Origin of the sequence: Vibrio sp. (assembly GCF_050299255.1) — a bacterium.
GTDB lineage: Bacteria > Pseudomonadota > Gammaproteobacteria > Enterobacterales > Vibrionaceae > Vibrio.
On sequence record NZ_JBNKVP010000001.1, the window covers coordinates 76,987 to 94,713 of the forward strand.

9 protein-coding genes and 1 other annotated feature (1 of these 10 only partly in view) are annotated in these 17,727 nt (G+C 51.1%); of the genes, 5 read left to right on the forward strand and 4 right to left on the reverse strand.

From position 1 onward, the window contains the following. Window positions 1-98 (reverse strand) — a sequence feature (Thr leader region); it reaches 21 nt to the left of the window's first position. Window positions 99-380: 282 nt separating this feature from the next. Continuing rightward, window positions 381-845: a translocation/assembly module TamB domain-containing protein gene (locus ACQY6F_RS00345; protein ID WP_428771305.1), complete on the forward strand. Its 465-nt coding sequence runs from the start codon at window positions 381-383 to the stop codon at window positions 843-845. Here ACQY6F_RS00345 and ACQY6F_RS00350 read toward each other — a convergent pair. Next, entirely contained in the window at window positions 842-1,327 is a 486-nt protein-coding gene (locus tag ACQY6F_RS00350; protein ID WP_428771307.1) for a putative 4-hydroxy-4-methyl-2-oxoglutarate aldolase, read from the reverse strand. The genes ACQY6F_RS00345 and ACQY6F_RS00350 overlap by 4 nt on opposite strands. A gap of 20 nt (window positions 1,328-1,347) precedes the next feature. Further along, the gene (locus ACQY6F_RS00355; RefSeq protein WP_428771309.1) at window positions 1,348-1,743 is read right to left on the reverse strand and encodes a DUF3293 domain-containing protein; all 396 of its coding nucleotides are present in this window, start codon (window positions 1,741-1,743) and stop codon (window positions 1,348-1,350) included. Between the two features lie 334 nt (window positions 1,744-2,077). Between ACQY6F_RS00355 and arcA the strand changes: the two genes are divergently transcribed. Then, window positions 2,078-2,794, forward strand: a complete 717-nt coding sequence (arcA, locus tag ACQY6F_RS00360; RefSeq protein ID WP_428771311.1) for a two-component system response regulator ArcA — start codon at window positions 2,078-2,080, stop codon at window positions 2,792-2,794. 67 nt (window positions 2,795-2,861) lie between these two features. On the opposite strand, the gene arcB is transcribed toward arcA, so the two are convergent. Together arcB and ACQY6F_RS00370 are read right to left on the reverse strand one after the other, a co-directional pair. Beyond that, entirely contained in the window at window positions 2,862-5,216 is a 2,355-nt protein-coding gene (arcB, locus tag ACQY6F_RS00365) for an aerobic respiration two-component sensor histidine kinase ArcB (protein WP_428771313.1), read from the reverse strand. 154 nt (window positions 5,217-5,370) lie between these two features. After that, window positions 5,371-6,315, reverse strand: coding sequence for a TIGR01212 family radical SAM protein (locus ACQY6F_RS00370; RefSeq protein WP_428771315.1), 945 nt, complete (start codon window positions 6,313-6,315; stop codon window positions 5,371-5,373). Between the two features lie 523 nt (window positions 6,316-6,838). On the opposite strand from ACQY6F_RS00370, the gene gltB (ACQY6F_RS00375) reads away from it, so the two are divergent. The 3 genes from gltB (ACQY6F_RS00375) to gltB (ACQY6F_RS00385) all read left to right on the forward strand — a co-directional run bounded on the left by gltB (ACQY6F_RS00375) (window position 6,839) and on the right by gltB (ACQY6F_RS00385) (window position 17,712). Then, a complete protein-coding gene (gene gltB / locus ACQY6F_RS00375; RefSeq protein ID WP_428771317.1) occupies window positions 6,839-11,386 on the forward strand; it encodes a glutamate synthase large subunit in 4,548 nt (1,515 codons plus the stop codon). Then, window positions 11,386-12,855 carry a glutamate synthase subunit beta gene (locus ACQY6F_RS00380; RefSeq protein WP_428771319.1) on the forward strand — a complete coding sequence of 490 codons (1,470 nt, stop codon included), beginning with the start codon at window positions 11,386-11,388 and terminating at the stop codon, window positions 12,853-12,855. The genes gltB (ACQY6F_RS00375) and ACQY6F_RS00380 overlap by 1 nt, the downstream gene beginning before the upstream one ends. A 393-nt stretch (window positions 12,856-13,248) precedes the next feature. After that, window positions 13,249-17,712 carry a glutamate synthase large subunit gene (gene gltB, locus ACQY6F_RS00385; protein ID WP_428771321.1) on the forward strand — a complete coding sequence of 1,488 codons (4,464 nt, stop codon included), beginning with the start codon at window positions 13,249-13,251 and terminating at the stop codon, window positions 17,710-17,712. Window positions 17,713-17,727 lie beyond the last annotated feature (15 nt).

The following is a 17,727-nucleotide window of genomic DNA, read 5'->3' on the forward strand; positions in this document are numbered from 1 at the left end:
TTGGGTACAGGCCTTTTTTTGAATTTGTTTCGCTTAGCAGCCTGCCCCAACATTTAGCGTGTCGGTAATAATAATGGTGGTGGTCATTACTGTCAGGCAGTGTGCTGGCATTTGATATCTAATCTGTATGTGTGTTTGCTTACCCAAATGTTTACCTTATTTGCGCATAAATAGTCAATGAAAAGTTGTAAACTCGGCAAAAAATAAATTACAGAACACAATCCTGATTAGAGGCAAACGCCAATATTGATTAATGCATCAAGAATTTTTACTAAGTACATTGTTATAACTAATCACTATATAAAACAAAGTTCACGCGACTGTAATATATGCTTTAATAAGTGATGCAGTGGAATAATAACAATGACAAGGAGTGGTCGATGAAAACGATATTAAGCCTATTGCCGCTTCTTGTGGCAATGCCCGTTGCTGCCAACGAGTTACCGCCCCTGTCCGCCCCTGCAACAGATTCACCACACAAGCTGTTTTTAACCAGTGAAAAAGATAACCGTCAGTTTGACAGTTGGAAGATTGACAGCGGTTACGCCTACAGCGTGTTTGACAATATTGACCTCTATTTCGCCGCCCGGATCAATAACGACCAAACCGACAACCAGAGTGGTTTCTTAAGTGGTGTCAGTTACCAGATCACACCCCGAGTCTCAGTAAATAGTGCGGTCCGCTCTCTGACCGTACGCGATGAATCCAGTCAGCAAGAATCATCAGCGATGGCGGCTGAAGTCTCCAGCCGGGTACGCTTGACGGATAATATGGATTTGCACGCCACCCTCGATTATCGAGAGTGGCAGCAAGGCGTTGAAGTCGGATTAGGATTCCGGTTTTAATTCCAATCCAGCAGTTCAGACGACATCAATACGCCATTCCAGTCGGCATAAATATAATCGCCGGGTTGGATCATCTGATTATGAATGGTGAGCGTCACGTTGACATCACCAGCCCCGCGCTTTTCGGTTTTGAACGGACTGGCTGCCAGCGCTTTGATACCCAGCTCCATTTCTGCCATCGCCGCCACGTCGCGCACGGCACCATTGATAATTACGCCCTCCCAGCCATTATCTATCGCCATTATCGCCAGTTGATCGCCCATCAGCGCTTTTTGACACGCGCCGTGGCCATCCACCACCAACACTTTGCCTTTACCGTTCTGCGATAAGATTTCCCGTACTTTGGAATTGTCCTGATAGCAGCGTATGGTGACGATCTCTCCCCAGAAAGCGCACCGCCGACCAAAATTTTGCAGCGGCAGGTTTAACAGTGTGACCTTATCTTCGTACCGGTCACAAATATCGGGTGTTATGTCTTGCATTGTACCTCCTTGACAACTTGTTATATTTTTTCCTTATCAATCCGCTCTACCAAATCACCGATACAAACCTGACTGCTGTCGATGCAGGAGTACAGATACAAGCGGTTGCTTTGTATGAAATAGATCGCATTTTGACCAAATTGTTGTGCTAAACGCCGTGCCCGCTCCAGGGGGATGGCCACGGCAAAACTGTCTTCAACCCAACTAAAATCTTTATTACCGACCCGGACCTGAACATAGTTAAAACCGGACAAGGCTTTCAGTAATCGCTGGTTATTTGCATGATTGTCTTTATTAGACAAACGCTGGCTGGCAGGATTCCATGCCGTCACGATGGCGTAGCTGTCCCACTCGGGCCACTGGGTGAAACAAAAATAGCTATCGCGGTAATTTTGCCACAATCGTGCGTCGATCATGTTACTTCTCGTGTAAAAGTCCAACATTGATACTATTGGCATTTGTTAGATTCTATCACTTGATGTAAATCAACAAAGTGCATAGAACTATAACAATGACATTGTTAGCATGCTGTTAACATTATAGAATCCGCCTCAGAGACTAATAGAAACGTATATAGAGGAAAAAGGACACCTCGGTGCAGCAACACAATACCACGGATGGCGGGCTTCCAATTACGGTGTAATTTTACAATCTTTAGTTTATTATCAATGACAAATTGCATGTATGTTATTTTTTTGCCTAGAATTTATTCTATTAGCACAGTTTTTTTTACAAGTTTAGGTACCGCCAATGCAAACCCCGCAGATTCTTATTGTTGAAGATGAGCAAGTAACTCGCAACACCCTAAAGAGTATTTTCGAAGCAGAGGGATACACTGTTTTCGAGGCTAGCGATGGTGCAGAAATGCATCAGGTGCTGTCTGACAATCAGGTTAACCTGGTTATCATGGACATCAACCTACCTGGTAAAAACGGTCTATTGCTTGCCAGAGAACTTCGCGAACAAGCCAACGTTGCTCTGATGTTCCTGACTGGTCGCGATAACGAAGTAGACAAAATTCTAGGCTTGGAAATCGGTGCTGATGATTACATCACCAAACCGTTCAATCCCAGAGAATTGACCATTCGTGCCCGCAACCTGCTGAACCGTTCAATGAACGCCACATCCGTCACCGAAGAAAAACGGGCGGTTGACTGTTACAGGTTTAACGGCTGGGAACTGGATATTAATAGCCGTTCTCTGGTAAGCCCAGGCGGCGATAGCTACAAATTGCCACGCTCTGAATTCCGTGCCCTGCTGCATTTTTGTGAAAATCCGGGCAAGATTCAGACTCGCGCCGATCTGCTGAAGAAAATGACCGGACGCGAACTGAAACCGCACGACCGGACTGTCGATGTCACCATTCGCCGTATCCGTAAGCATTTCGAATCGGTTTCTGGTACACCGGAAATCATTGCCACTATCCACGGCGAAGGCTACCGTTTCTGTGGCGATCTGGAAGACTAAGTTCCGGCTTAATCAATAATAAAAAAGCTTGCCGTAATGGCAAGCTTTTTTATTTTATTTGATAACGTTACGCAGATTTTTCCCGTTGTTCCAGCCATTCGCGTAGCGTGGCAATATCCTGCAGATAATCGTTTTTAATCGTCTCAACCCAGTCATTAATGTTCTCCCACCAGGCCGGCAAATCCGGAGACTGGGCTTTCTGGGCGACTTTCTGGATATGCTTTAATCCAATCGAGCCGGCCGCGCCTTTGATCTTATGCGCTTCAGAGACAATGCCTTCCTGGTGTTTGGCGGTCATATTGGAGTCCAGCACCTGCAGATAGCCTGGCATCATCTCTTCAAACATATCGATGCTGTCGAGCACCAGTTGCGGCCCGACGATCCCCACATAGGAGTCCAGCATCTCCAGATCGAGCACCCGCTGAAACTGCTGCTGTTTATCTTCTTGAGTGTGTGTCACAGGAGTGGGCTGCTCTTCCGGCTGACCCGCCTCTGAACAGTGCTTGGCAAGCACCTGCTGAATCGCCGCGACAGACAAGGGCTTGCTGACAACATCATCCATGCCCTGTTCAATGTATTCATTTTTGTCTTTCAGTACATTGGCGGTTAACGCCACTAAGGGTGGCAGTACCGGATAGTGCTGACGGTAAGAATGTGCAACATCGAAACCTGTCATATCCGGCAACTGGATATCCAGAAATGCCAGGTCGAATTCATCCGGATTAAAGCGTTCGATCGCTTCTTCTCCGGTCATGGCAACCACCACCTTGTGGCCTAAGCCTTCCAGCAGTGAACGTGCCACGGTGACATTCAGTTCAATATCTTCCACCATGAAGATGTTCAATTTACTTGGGCTATTTAATGGCATGTGCTGCAACTGTTCCAGCTCGGCCAGAGGCACCCGGATGGTGACGGTAAAGGTACTGCCAAAGCCCTCTTCACTGTCGACCGTGATATCGCCATTCATCAGTTTGATCAGTTGCTTAGAAACAGCCAGGCCGATCCCGGTACCCACGGCATGGAAATTGTCTTTGCCCGATTTCACCTGATAATACATGGCAAAAATCTTGTCCAGTTCACTGGCGGGTATCCCGATACCAGTATCTTCAATTTCCATGACGATGGTCGCCTGCTGCTGATCGCATTCAGCACTAACCGACAGCACAACGCCACCTTCTTTGGTGAACTTCATCGCGTTACTGACCAGATTCCAGATCACCTGGCGCAGCCGGGTAGCGTCGACATTGATCGCTTTGGGCAGATCACTCAATCGCTCAAGATTAAACCGCAGGCCTTTCTGCTCTGCCATCAGTGCGGAGATACTTTCAATTTCCGCGACAAAATCTCCAAAGTTGATCGGCTGCGGAAACAGTTCCAGTTTACGCCGGTCAAATTTATCCATATCGATAATGTCGTTAAAGATATGCCCCAACGTGATCGCGCTGACATTGATGGTCTGCATGTATTTGCGCTGCTCATCGGTCAGGTTGCTTTCCAGCAACATCCGGCTCAGGCCGACGATACCGTTCAGCGGAGTGCGCAGTTCATGACTGATGGTCGAGATAAATGTGGTTTTATCCCGGCTGGCTTTTTCCAGAGATTCCTGGTGACGTTTACGTTCGGTAATGTCGCGGCCGAAACCTACCAGCCCCAGGTGACGCCCTTCTTTGCTGTAGAAAGGCACTTTCCGTAGTTCAAAATAATTGCGCCGACCGTCCGGATACTCCAGCCACTGTTCATAAGTGATAGCCTGATTATCACTAAACACTTTCTGATCGGTGTCGACAATCTGCTGCGCTACTTCTTTGCTGTAAACGTCCCACGGCGTTAGTCCCACCAGCTCACTTTCTTTTTTACCCGTCAGCTCTTCCATCGCCCGGTTACAGCCTGAAAACACACCGTCAGCATTGCGGTAATAGATCAGGTCAGGAGAGGCATCGATAAAAGAGCGTAGCAGGGCGGTGCGCTCCGCCAGTTCCAGCTGGGTTTTCTCTCTATGGAAAACTTCATTTTCCAGGTCAGTCATTGCATCTGCCCGGGCCGACTCAGCCTTGATCCGCTCTTCAATTTCCTGGTTCAGCTTGGCAATGTTCTGATGCAGCTGCATATTCAGTTCCTGGTCCCTGACTCGCATATCCTTTAGCTTGGAAACCAGTTTGGATAAGCGCTGGCGAGAGTCTTCCAGCTGATCAACCACCACCGAAAGGAAATACACCGCCCAGGGCGTGATCAACAGACCAAAAAAGACCGATCGGACTACGTCCAGATCATCAACGTGACCATTCAAGACTAAAGTGACAGCAACCTGCACCACCACCGCGGTAGCAACCAGAGCCAGAGCCAGCAAAATGGAAAAGCGCAGGATACCCAGTTTCACCAGCAAATCGACGTAATACTGGGCAAGGTTTTTGATTATTTTCATCAAACATTCCAAGCAAATTCGTTAGCGCAAGTCTAACCGTTTTGCCGGACGCTGATAAGAGCTTGTCGGAGCGCTGAAGCTGTTCTTTCCCAGACGGTGACAGAACTGTGACCGCGATTAGCTTAGAGCCACTAAACGCGGTTCAAGGCTTGCCTCAGACGGCGGTAAGTTTAGGCGGAATATAACTGAATGGACGACCAGCCAGGCTGCCCTGAGCACCGTCGCGATCCAGTGCCCGACCGATTTCAGTCATCGCTAACCAGCGGTTTTCACACCACAAAGGGGCCAGCAGTGTCGGTCTTCGGGCCGATGAAGAGACCCGGTGAAAAACCACCTCAGCGGGTGTTAGGCGAATCATCTCACTGGCTATTGCTACATATTGATCCAGTTCCGGCGCCTGCAAACGACCGGCACGCCACGCCTTAGCCATAGTGCTGCCTTCGACAATATGCAGACCGTGTAATTTGATCCCGTCAGTCCCGACCTGCAGAACTTTTTCCAGCGTCTGCAGATTATCCTGCCGAGTCTCATTGGGTAAGCCGACGATCAAATGGGTGCAGACTTTAATCCCCAATGCACGGGCGCGCAGGGTAATCGCCTGATAGCAGGCAAAATCGTGGCCACGATTAATCCGTTTTAGCGTCTGGTTGTTGGCTGTTTGCAGGCCCAGCTCCAACCAGATTTCAAATCCCTGCTCAGCGTAATCAGCCAACAACTCCAATACCGCATCCGGCACACAGTCCGGTCGGGTTCCCACGCACAAACCGACGATATCAGCCGCCTGTAGCGCCTGCTCATACATCTTTTTCAGCACCTGCACTTCGGCATAGGTACTGGTATAGGCCTGAAAGTAAGCCAGGTATTTACGTGCCCGGCGCACTTCGGTCGCCCGGTCACTGAGCTGGACCTGGATCGGTTTTGCCTGGGCGGTTTCATCAGCAAAAGAGGCGACGTTGCAGAACGTACAACCACCCCGCCCAATCGTGCCGTCGCGATTCGGACAGCTAAAACCTCCGTGTAGTGTCAGTTTGTGCACCTTTTCTCCGTAACGGCGCTGTAGATCCTGGCCTAGCGTATTGACCAGCTCATGAAGTTGCATATCTGTCACTCGTTAATGGCAATGATTTGCGATCAATGTAATTAAATTTCATTACTGAAAATCTCAGCCGCAAACACTAGCGAAATTAAACAGCTCAAATACCGAACAGAATCAATAAACATGCATTAATACTGCAAAAATTTAGATTTGTTGCCAATTTGTTAAACAAATTATTCATTTTTTGCCCAAATTTCTTTGCGTGAGGGCCTAGTTTTGATTGCAATCAACGTGCAGTAAATTGTAGGATACTTACAGTTTTCTCTTTATTTTGTAGAATTCATTACATAAATAATTCAGAAAACTCGGCGATATACCCAACCCACCAAAATAAATCACTAAAAAGTGACCAAGAAAACAGGGATATCACCAAGGAATGTTTTTCTCACAAAATTTTTCCTGTGGGAGACGGAAAGGATTCAGATCGGTCCGGCAGGGCTGATTTCGACTCAAAATGTAAAAGACGTATTTATGCTGACGAAAAGTCGGTATGGCTACGTCTGCTTTGAACTGGAAGGATGTATCTATGGTAGATAGAGTGCAAAGTTCGCAAGGTCTTTATACTCCTGAACTGGAGCATGACGCTTGTGGTATCGGTTTTGTTGCTCACTTGAAAAACCGCAAATCTCATCAGGTGGTAACTCAAGCACTGGACATGCTGGCACGTATGGAACACCGCGGCGGACAGGGTTGTGACCCTTGCAGCGGTGACGGTGCCGGTATCCTACTTCAAAAACCGCACGAGTTTCTGTTAGAAGAAGCGGTCAAACTGGGAATTAAACTGCCGTCATTCGAAAAGTATGGCGTCGGCGTAGTACTGTTCCCTAAAGATGAACACAAACGCGCCCAATGTCGTGACATTCTGGAACGCAATGCCAAACGCCTGGAACTGGACGTTATCGGTTACCGCGTTCTGCCCACCGACAACTCCATGATCGGTGCCGATCCCCTGAGCACTGAACCTCAATTTGAGCACGTATTTATTTCTGGCGGCCCGGGGATTACACCGGAAGAGCTTGAACGTAAACTGTACGTTCTGCGTAACTACACCGTTCGTGTCTGCCTGGAAAGTGTATCGAACATTGGCGATGATTTTTACATCAACTCAATGTCATACAAGACACTGGTCTACAAAGGTCAGCTGACGACAGAGCAAGTACCGCAGTACTTCCTCGACCTGCAGAATCCAACTATGGTGACCGCGCTCGCCCTGGTTCACTCACGTTTCTCTACCAATACATTCCCGAAATGGCGTCTGGCACAGCCTTTCCGTTATATTGCCCACAACGGTGAAATCAACACCGTTCGCGGTAACCTGAACTGGATGAAGGCACGCGAGGCGATCATTGAATCTGACCTGTTCACTCAGGCAGAGATCGACATGCTGCTGCCAATCTGCCAGGAAGGCAGCTCGGATTCATCTAACTTCGATATGGCGCTGGAGCTGCTGGTTTTGTCTGGCCGTAGCCTGCCACATGCGTTAATGATGATGATCCCGGAAGCGTGGCAAGAAAACAAGAACATGGACCCAACCCGTCGCGCGTTTTACCAGTATCACGCCAACGTGATGGAACCGTGGGATGGGCCGGCGTCTGTCTGTTTCACCGACGGCGTACAGGTAGGTGCAACGCTGGACCGTAACGGTCTGCGTCCTTCTCGCTACACAGTGACTAAAGATGACTTCCTGGTGATGGCATCAGAGTCAGGCGTGGTGGATATTGCTCCTGAAAACGTTGAATTCCGTGGTCGTCTGCAACCTGGCCGTATCTTTGTGGCTGACCTGGAACAAGGCCGCATCATTTCTGATGAAGAAGTGAAAGATGGCATTGCCAGCGCACAGCCATATCAGAAGTGGGTGGAAGAGAACCTGCTGAGCCTGAAAAAGCTGCCTGACGCAAGCAACGAATTTAACCAGCCTTCTCCTGAGAAACTGCTGCACAAACAGCAAGCATTCGGTGTCAGCTCAGAAGAAGTGAACGAAATTATTGTTCCTATGGCGAAAGACGGCAAAGAACCGCTTTCCGCGATGGGCGCTGACTGGCCGCTGGCGATTTTATCGCACCAGTCGCAACACCTGTCTAACTACTTTAAGCAGCTGTTTGCCCAGGTTACCAACCCGCCGATCGACCCGATTCGTGAACGGATGGTGATGTCGCTGAACACTTACCTGGGTAAGGATCAGAACCTACTGGCAGAATCACCACAGCACTGTCAGAAAGTGGAACTTGAATCTCCTGTTCTGTCTAATTCTGAGCTGGAAAAACTGCGTGCCATCGACAACGAGCACCTGCAGGCGAAAACCCTGGATATCGTGTTCCAGGCCAGTGAAGACCAGGGCAAACTGGAGCGGGCACTGAAGCGTATCTGTCAGTATGCCGAAGATGCGGTTATCGATGGTTACTCGATCATTCTGCTTACCGATCGTGCGGTCAACTCTAACCATGCCGCTATCCCAGCGATGCTGGCCGTGGGCGCGGTTCACCACCACCTGATCCGCAAAGGGCTGCGTGCGAAATGTGACATCGTGGTAGAAACCGGCGATGCACGTGAAACACACCACTTTGCCACTCTGATTGGTTACGGTGCCAACGCGGTGAACCCGTACCTGGTCATCGAGACCATGGTCGAGTTACAACGTACTAAGAAACTGGACCCTGAAACCAGTATCTCAGCGCTGTTTGACAACTACCGCAAAGCCATTAACGGTGGTCTGCTGAAGATCTTCTCTAAGATGGGTATCTCAACTCTGCAGTCTTACCACGGTGCACAGATTTTTGAAGCACTGGGTATCAGCAAGTCTGTGGTTGATAAATACTTCACCGGTACGGTTTCTCGTATCCAGGGCCTGACCATCGACGACATTGCCAAAGAAGTATTGGTGCGTCACCGTATTGGTTTCCCAACCCGTGAAATCCCGGTACAAGTACTGGATGTCGGTGGGGTTTACCAGTGGAAACAGCGTGGTGAAAAGCACCTGTTCAACCCAGAGACTATTTCTCTATTGCAACAGTCAACCCGTAACAAAGATTACGCTCAGTTTAAGCAGTATGCCAAAGCCGTGGACGACCAGGGCGACAACGCTGCGACGCTGCGCAGTCAGCTCGCCTTCGTCAAGAACCCGGCAGGTTCTATCCCGCTGGAAGACGTTGAGCCAATCGAGAGCATTCTTAAGCGCTTCGCCACCGGTGCGATGTCGTTCGGCTCGATCTCATACGAGGCCCACTCTACCCTGGCGGTAGCGATGAACCGCATCGGCGCGAAATCGAACTCCGGTGAAGGTGGTGAAGACCCATCCCGTTTCGAGCCGAAAGAGAACGGTGACTGGGAACGCTCTGCAATCAAGCAGGTAGCATCCGGCCGTTTCGGTGTGACCTCCTACTACCTGACTAACGCCGATGAGCTTCAGATCAAGATGGCTCAGGGTGCAAAACCGGGTGAAGGTGGTCAGCTGCCGGGCGATAAAGTCGATGACTGGATCGGTGCAACTCGTCACTCGACTCCGGGGGTCGGTCTGATCTCGCCACCGCCACACCACGATATCTACTCTATCGAAGACTTGGCTCAGCTGATCTACGACCTGAAAAACGCGAACCGCGCTGGTCGGGTTAACGTCAAGCTGGTGTCGGAAGCAGGTGTCGGTACTATCGCCTCAGGTGTTGCCAAAGCCAAAGCAGACGTGGTTCTGATTGCTGGCTTCGATGGCGGTACAGGCGCATCGCCAATGTCATCGATTCGCCACACTGGTCTGCCTTGGGAACTTGGCCTGGCCGAAACCCACCAGACATTACTGAAAAACGGCCTGCGTAACCGGATCGTGGTTCAGTCTGACGGTCAGATGAAAACCCCTCGTGACTTAGCTGTCGCGACACTACTGGGCGCCGAAGAATGGGGCGTTGCGACCGCTGCGCTAGTGGTTGAAGGTTGTATCATGATGCGTAAGTGTCATAAAAATACCTGTCCGGTCGGTATCGCCACTCAGAACAAGACTCTGCGTGAACGTTTTGACGGCCGCGTAGAAGACGTAGTGACGTTCTTCCAGTATATGGCAGAAGGCCTGCGCGAAATCATGGCTGAGCTAGGCTTCCGTAGCATTGACGAGATGGTTGGCCAGTCACAGAAGCTGAAAGTACGTGACGATATCGCTCACTGGAAATACAAAAACCTGGATCTGTCACCGGTTCTGCATATTGAGCAGCCGCGTGAAGAAGACGGCGTTTACAACCAGACCCAGCAGAACCATAACCTGGAATCGGTCCTGGACCGTCAACTGATTCAGGCTGCAATACCGGCACTGGAAAAAGGTGAAGCGGTCAACGCTGAGTTCCCAATCGTCAACACCGACCGTTCAGCCGGTACCATGCTGTCGAACGAAATATCCAAAGTGTACAAAGATCAGGGTCTGCCACAGCCAATGAACGTTAAGTTCAAAGGTTCAGCCGGTCAGTCGTTTGGTGCATTCCTGGCTAAAGGTGTCAAATTCGAAGTGGAAGGTGATGCCAATGACTACTGGGGTAAAGGCCTGTCTGGCGGTACTCTGGTGCTCTACCCAGACGCGAAGTCGACCATAGTCGCTGAAGATAACATCGTGGTCGGTAACGTCTGTTTCTACGGTGCGACGTCTGGCGAGTCATACATTCGCGGTATGGCTGGCGAACGTTTCTGTGTTCGTAACTCGGGTGCCAAAGTGGTGGTCGAAGGTGTCGGTGACCACGGTTGTGAATACATGACTGGCGGTGTTGCCCTAATCCTTGGCTCAACTGGTCGTAACTTTGCGGCGGGTATGAGTGGTGGTGTCGCTTACGTTTGGGATACCGCGGGTGATTTTGAATCCAAGCTTAACCCTGAACTTGTCGACCTGGATCCAATTGAGCAGCAAGATAAAGTTCTGCTTAAAGAGATGCTGACTAAGCATGTCGAGTTCACAGGAAGTGAAGTAGCACAGTCTTTCCTCGACAACTTTGAAGCCAGCTTGGCCTCTCTGGTTAAGGTCATGCCGCGCGACTACAAAGCGGTGCTTCAAAAACGTAAAGCTGACGCTGAGCAGGCACAAACGGAACAAGTGGAGGCAGTATAATGGGTAAGCCTACTGGATTTTTAGAACATGGTCGCGAGCTTCCGAAGAAGCTCGACCCAGCAGTTCGCATCGAAAACAACAAAGAGTTCGTACTTAACGAAGAGTTTGGCGACAAGATCAATACTCAGGCGTCTCGTTGTATGGACTGTGGTGTGCCGTTCTGTCACAGCGGCTGCCCGATTGGCAACATCATCCCTGAATTCAATGACGCGGTTTACCGCGATAGCTGGGAAGAAGCCTGGAATATTCTGAGCTCGACCAACAACTTCCCTGAGTTCACCGGTCGTGTCTGCCCTTCTCCATGTGAAAGTGCTTGTGTACTTGGTATCAACCAGGACCCGATCACCATCTGTAACATCGAGAAAACCATCGTGGAAACGGCGTACCGCGAAGGGTACGCTAAACCAAAGACACCGCGTACCCGCACTGGTAAAACAGTTGCGATCATCGGTTCCGGCCCTGCCGGTTTGGCAGCGGCGGAACAGCTCAACAGTGCCGGCCACTCGGTTACGGTATTCGAGCGTGATGAAAAAGTCGGCGGCCTGCTGCGCTTTGGTATCCCGGACTTTAAACTGGGTATGGATGTCATCGATCGTAAGATCAACCTGATGGCAGAAGCCGGGGTGGAATTCAAAGTCAACCAACACGTTGGGGTTGATGTCAACGCACAGCAGCTTCGTCAGGAGTTTGATGTGGTACTGCTGACCGGTGGTTCTACTGTGCCGCGCGATCTTCCTGTCCCAGGCCGTGAGCTGAAAGGCGTTCACTTTGCGATGGAATTCCTGGCGCAAAATAACCGCCGCGCCAACGACATGGATCTGAAAGGTGAAGAAATTCACGCCAAAGGCAAACATGTTGTGGTTATTGGTGGTGGTGATACCGGTTCTGACTGTGTCGGTACATCAAACCGTCATAAAGCGGCCAGCATCACCCAAGTAGAGATCATGCCGATCCCACCAGAAAAACGTCCGGCCAACATGCCTTGGCCTCAGTATCCGATGATCATGAAAACCACCACTTCTCACGAAGAAGGCTGTGAGCGTCACTGGAATATTCTGACCAAAGAGTTTATCGGTAACGACAAAGGCGAAGTCACTGGTTTACGTATTGCCGACATCGTCTGGCAGGACGCAAAACCCGGTGAACGTCCCGGCTTTGAAGAAGTGGCCAATTCGGAGCGAGTCATTCCATGTGATATGGCCTTCCTGGCGATGGGCTTCTTGCATCCGGAACCGACTGGCGTACTGGCTCAACTGGATATCAAACTGGATGAACGCGGTAACGTGGCAACCCAGGGCTTCCAGACTAGCCAGGCTGGCGTATTCGCCGCAGGTGATATGCGCACTGGTCAGTCACTGGTGGTACGTTGCATCAATGAAGGACGCGAATGTGCCCGTGAAATCGATGCATACCTGATGGGCGGCACTAACCTGGAAGCGAAAGCTGATTCCCTGATGCTTTCCGCTTAACCGCTAACGGCCAGACTTAGCACGCGCTAGTTTGGCCGTTTTCCCAACAACTATTCCTTCCAACGTTTTGATTTGACCAGTGTTTAACGCTGGTCTTTTTTATTTCCGGCCCTTCAATTTTACAACTTTGCAACATTATCTTTTTTATCTATTTGAATTTTATAGAGATATTCAGACAAATAAAGGTGAAATCCCTTATCAACGCGATCAATCACTAACAACTTGACCTTTTTTATAATTAGCTATACGTTGTGAAGTCAATGATAATAAAAACCAACCAACTTGTTACAATTTTAATGCCTATTTATTGCATAAATATAAGATATATAACAATTATACTGCATAGCTAGTCATTTACTGTCTGGATGACAGAGAAGCAAAGGGAGAATTGCAATGGCTCTATACGATCCAAGTCTTGAAAAAGACAACTGTGGATTTGGCTTGATCGCGCACATGGAAGGACAACCCAGTCATAAGCTGGTCCGCACCGCCATCTCTGCACTTGACCGCATGACGCACCGTGGCGGCATCGCCGCTGATGGAAAAACTGGTGATGGCTGTGGTCTGTTGCTGCAAAAGCCCGACTCCTACCTGAGACTTATCGCCGACGAACTCGGCTTCACCCTGGGCAAACAGTACGCCATCGGCATGATCTTTTTCAGCCAGGATCCGGTCAAAGCCCAGGCGGCACAAGACATCATCAACAAAGAACTCGCTCAGGAAACGCTGACCGTTTCCGGCTGGCGTAATGTACCGACCAATGTCAACGTTCTGGGGCCGATCGCGTCGGAATCGGTACCGAACATTCAACAAGTGTTTATTTCCGCCCCGGCTGGCTGGCGTGAACGTGACATTGAGCGTCGCCTCTATATTGCCCGCCGGCGAATTGAAAAACAGATCACCGACGACAGCGATTTTTATATCTGTAGTTTGTCTACCCAGGTGATTGTTTATAAAGGTCTCTGTATGCCGGCAGACCTGCCGCGCTTTTATCTCGACCTGGCAGATTTACGGATGGAAGCGGCCATTTGTCTGTTCCACCAGCGCTTCTCAACCAACACCCAGCCGCGCTGGCCACTGGCACAACCGTTCCGCTACCTGGCGCACAACGGCGAGATCAATACCATTGAGGGCAACCGTCAATGGGCGAAAGCGCGGGCTTACAAGTTTGCCTCTCCGCTGCTACCCGATCTGCAAACCGCAGCGCCGTTTGTCAACGAGACCGGTTCTGACTCATCCAGCCTGGACAACATGCTGGATCTGTTCCTGGCCGGTGGTATGGATATCTTTCGCGCCATGCGCATGCTGGTACCGCCAGCATGGCAGAACCACCCGGATATGGATGAAGATCTGCGCGCGTTTTATGATTTCAACTCCAAACATATGGAGCCGTGGGATGGTCCGGCTGGGATCGTGTTGTCCGACGGCCGCTACGCAGCCTGTAACTTAGACCGCAATGGCCTGCGCCCGGCGCGCTATGTGATCACCAAAGATAAGCTGATCACCCTGGCCTCTGAAGTGGGTATCTGGAACTACGCCCCGGATGAAGTGGCAGAAAAAGGCCGGGTCGGTCCCGGCGAATTACTGGTGGTGGATACCCGTCGCGGTAAATTGTGGCAATCGAGCGAAATCGACAACGACCTGAAGAGCCGCCATCCATACCGCCAGTGGATGGAAAACAATGTCCACAAACTCACCCCATTTTCTGACCTGCCCGACGAGCAGGTCGGTGAGCGCAGCTTCGATGACAATCAGCTGAAAACCTACCAGAAGCAGTTCGCCATGACCAACGAAGAGATGGATCATGTATTGCGCGTGCTGGGCGATATGGGTCAGGAAGCGGTTGGTTCGATGGGTGATGACACGCCGATGGCGGTATTGTCCTCCAAGGAAAGACTGGTCACCGACTACTTCAGACAGAAGTTTGCCCAGGTAACCAACCCGCCGATTGACCCGTTACGGGAAAAACATGTCATGTCACTGGCTACCAGTGTTGGCCAGGAGATGAACGTCTTCTGCGAAACTGATGGCCACGCCTACCGGGTCACGTTCGGCTCCCCGGTACTGCTCTACTCAGATATGCAACAGTTGCTGGAACTGAGCGACAAGCACTATCGCAATACCATCTTAGACATCAACTATGATCCGCAGCAGCAGGATCTGCAGCAGGCCATCGTCGCCCTGTGTGATCAGGCAGAACAGGTGGTGCGCCAGGGTACCGTACTGGTGGTGCTGTCTGACCGAGCCCTGGTGAAAGGCAAGCTGCCTATCCCGGCGGCAATGGCCGTCGGAGCGGTCCAGTCCCGGCTGGCCAGTGCCAATTTGCGCTGTGATGCCAACATCATTGTCGAAACGGCCACCGCACGCGACCCACACCAGTTTGCCGTGCTGCTCGGCTTTGGCGCCACCGCGATTTATCCATATCTGGCCTACGAAGCGCTGGGTAAGATCATCGACGAAGGCGGGCTGGATAAGAGCTACCGCGAAGTGATGCAGAACTACCAGTACGGCATTGATAAGGGGCTGTATAAGATCATGTCCAAGATGGGTATCTCCACCGTCGCTTCTTATCGCTGTTCACAGTTGTTTGAAGCAGTGGGTTTGCACCAGGATGTGGTCGACCTCTGTTTCAGTGGCGTGACGACCCGTATTCAGGGTGCCAGCTTTGATGATTTTCAGCAGGATCTGTATAACCTGTCGCGCAAAGCCTGGGCAAAACGCAAGCCTATCGACCATGGTGGCCTGCTGAAATACGTTCATGGCGGCGAGTATCACGCCTATAATCCGGACGTGGTTGCGACCTTGCAAACCGCGGTTAAATCGGGCCAGAACTGCGACTATAAAACCTATGCCAGCAATGTAAATGCCCGTCCGGTCGCCATGCTGCGTGACCTGATGAAACTGAAAAAAGCTGACACCCCGTTGCCACTGGAACAAATTGAGCCGCGCACCGAACTGTTCAAACGGTTCGATTCTGCCGCCATGTCGATTGGAGCCCTGAGCCCGGAAGCGCACGAAGCGCTGGCGATAGCCATGAACCGTCTTGGTGGTTATTCCAACTCTGGCGAAGGTGGCGAGGATCCTCGTCGCTTTGGTACCGAGCGTAACTCACGTATTAAACAGATCGCCTCAGGCCGGTTCGGTGTAACCCCCCATTACCTGATCAATGCTGACGTGTTGCAGATTAAAGTCGCCCAGGGCGCGAAGCCCGGCGAAGGGGGTCAGTTACCGGGACACAAGGTGACCGCCGAAATCGCCAAGCTGCGTTATTCGGTGCAAGGGGTGACGCTGATTTCACCACCACCGCACCACGACATCTATTCAATAGAAGACCTGGCCCAGCTGATTTTTGACCTCAAACAGGTTAATCCGAAAGCGCTGGTGTCGGTCAAACTGGTGTCGGAACCGGGAGTCGGCACCATCGCAACCGGTGTGGCCAAAGCTTATGCCGACCTTATCACTATCTCCGGCTATGACGGCGGTACCGCGGCCAGCCCGCTTACCTCAGTGAAATACGCCGGCAGCCCATGGGAACTGGGTCTGGCAGAAACTCAGCAGGCACTGGTCGCCAACGGCCTGCGACATAAAATTCGTCTACAGGTCGATGGCGGGCTGAAAACCGGCCTGGATGTGGTCAAGGGAGCGATTCTCGGCGCAGAAAGCTTCGGCTTTGGCACCGCACCTATGGTGGCAATGGGCTGTAAGTTCCTGCGAATCTGTCACCTGAATAACTGTGCCACCGGGGTTGCCACCCAGGATGAAACGCTGCGAAAAGAGTATTTTAAAGGCCTGCCAGAAAACGTGGTCAACTACTTCACTGGCTTGGCTGATGAAGTGCGTGAGCTGCTGGCCGAGCTGGGAGTGGAAAAACTGACCGACCTGATTGGCCGCACTGACCTGCTGGAAACCGTCAATGGCATGACCGCTAAACAGACCAAATTGGATCTGTCCGGCATCCTGACTGCACCGGTGTCGCCACAAGGTCACCCGCTGCACTGGACGGAAGTAAACACACCATTTGATAAAGCGGCCCTGAATCAGAAGATCGTCGACGATGCCCAGGTGGCACTGGAGGCGCGTCAGTCGGTTAACCTTTATTACGATGTGATCAATACCGACCGCTCTGTCGGTGCCCGCCTGTCGGGTGAAATCGCCCAGCGTTACGGTAACCAGGGCATGGCTGCCACGCCGGTCAAAATCCATCTCGATGGCACAGCCGGTCAGTCATTCGGCGTCTGGAATGCCGGTGGTGTGGAACTGTACCTGACCGGTGACGCCAACGACTATGTCGGCAAAGGCATGGCCGGCGGTAAGATTGTGATCAAGCCGCATCTCGGTACAGCGTTCAAATGTCAGGATGCGACCATTATCGGTAATACCTGTTTGTACGGAGCCACCGGCGGCAAACTGTTCGCTGCCGGTACAGCTGGTGAGCGTTTTGCGGTGCGTAACTCAGGCACCATCGCGGTAATAGAGGGCGCCGGCGACAACGCCTGCGAATACATGACCGGTGGTATTGTCGCGATCCTTGGCGCGACCGGAGTGAACTTCGGTGCAGGGATGACCGGAGGATTTGCTTACGTCCTTGACCAGAATAACGACTTTACCGGTCGGGTGAACAATGAATCGGTTGAAGCGATATCCCTGGCCGACCTTTATATCCACCAGGAGCATCTGCGCGGTCTGATTGCCGAACATCTGGAGGAGACCGGTTCTGCCTATGCAGAAGATATTCTGGCAAACTTTGATGAATGGATTCCAAAATTCTACCTGGTGAAACCACAGGCTGCAGACCTGAACACCTTGCTGGGTCATCAAAGCCGAAGCGCAGCTGAACTGCGCGTTCAAGCCCAGTAAAGGATGTAAGGAGCG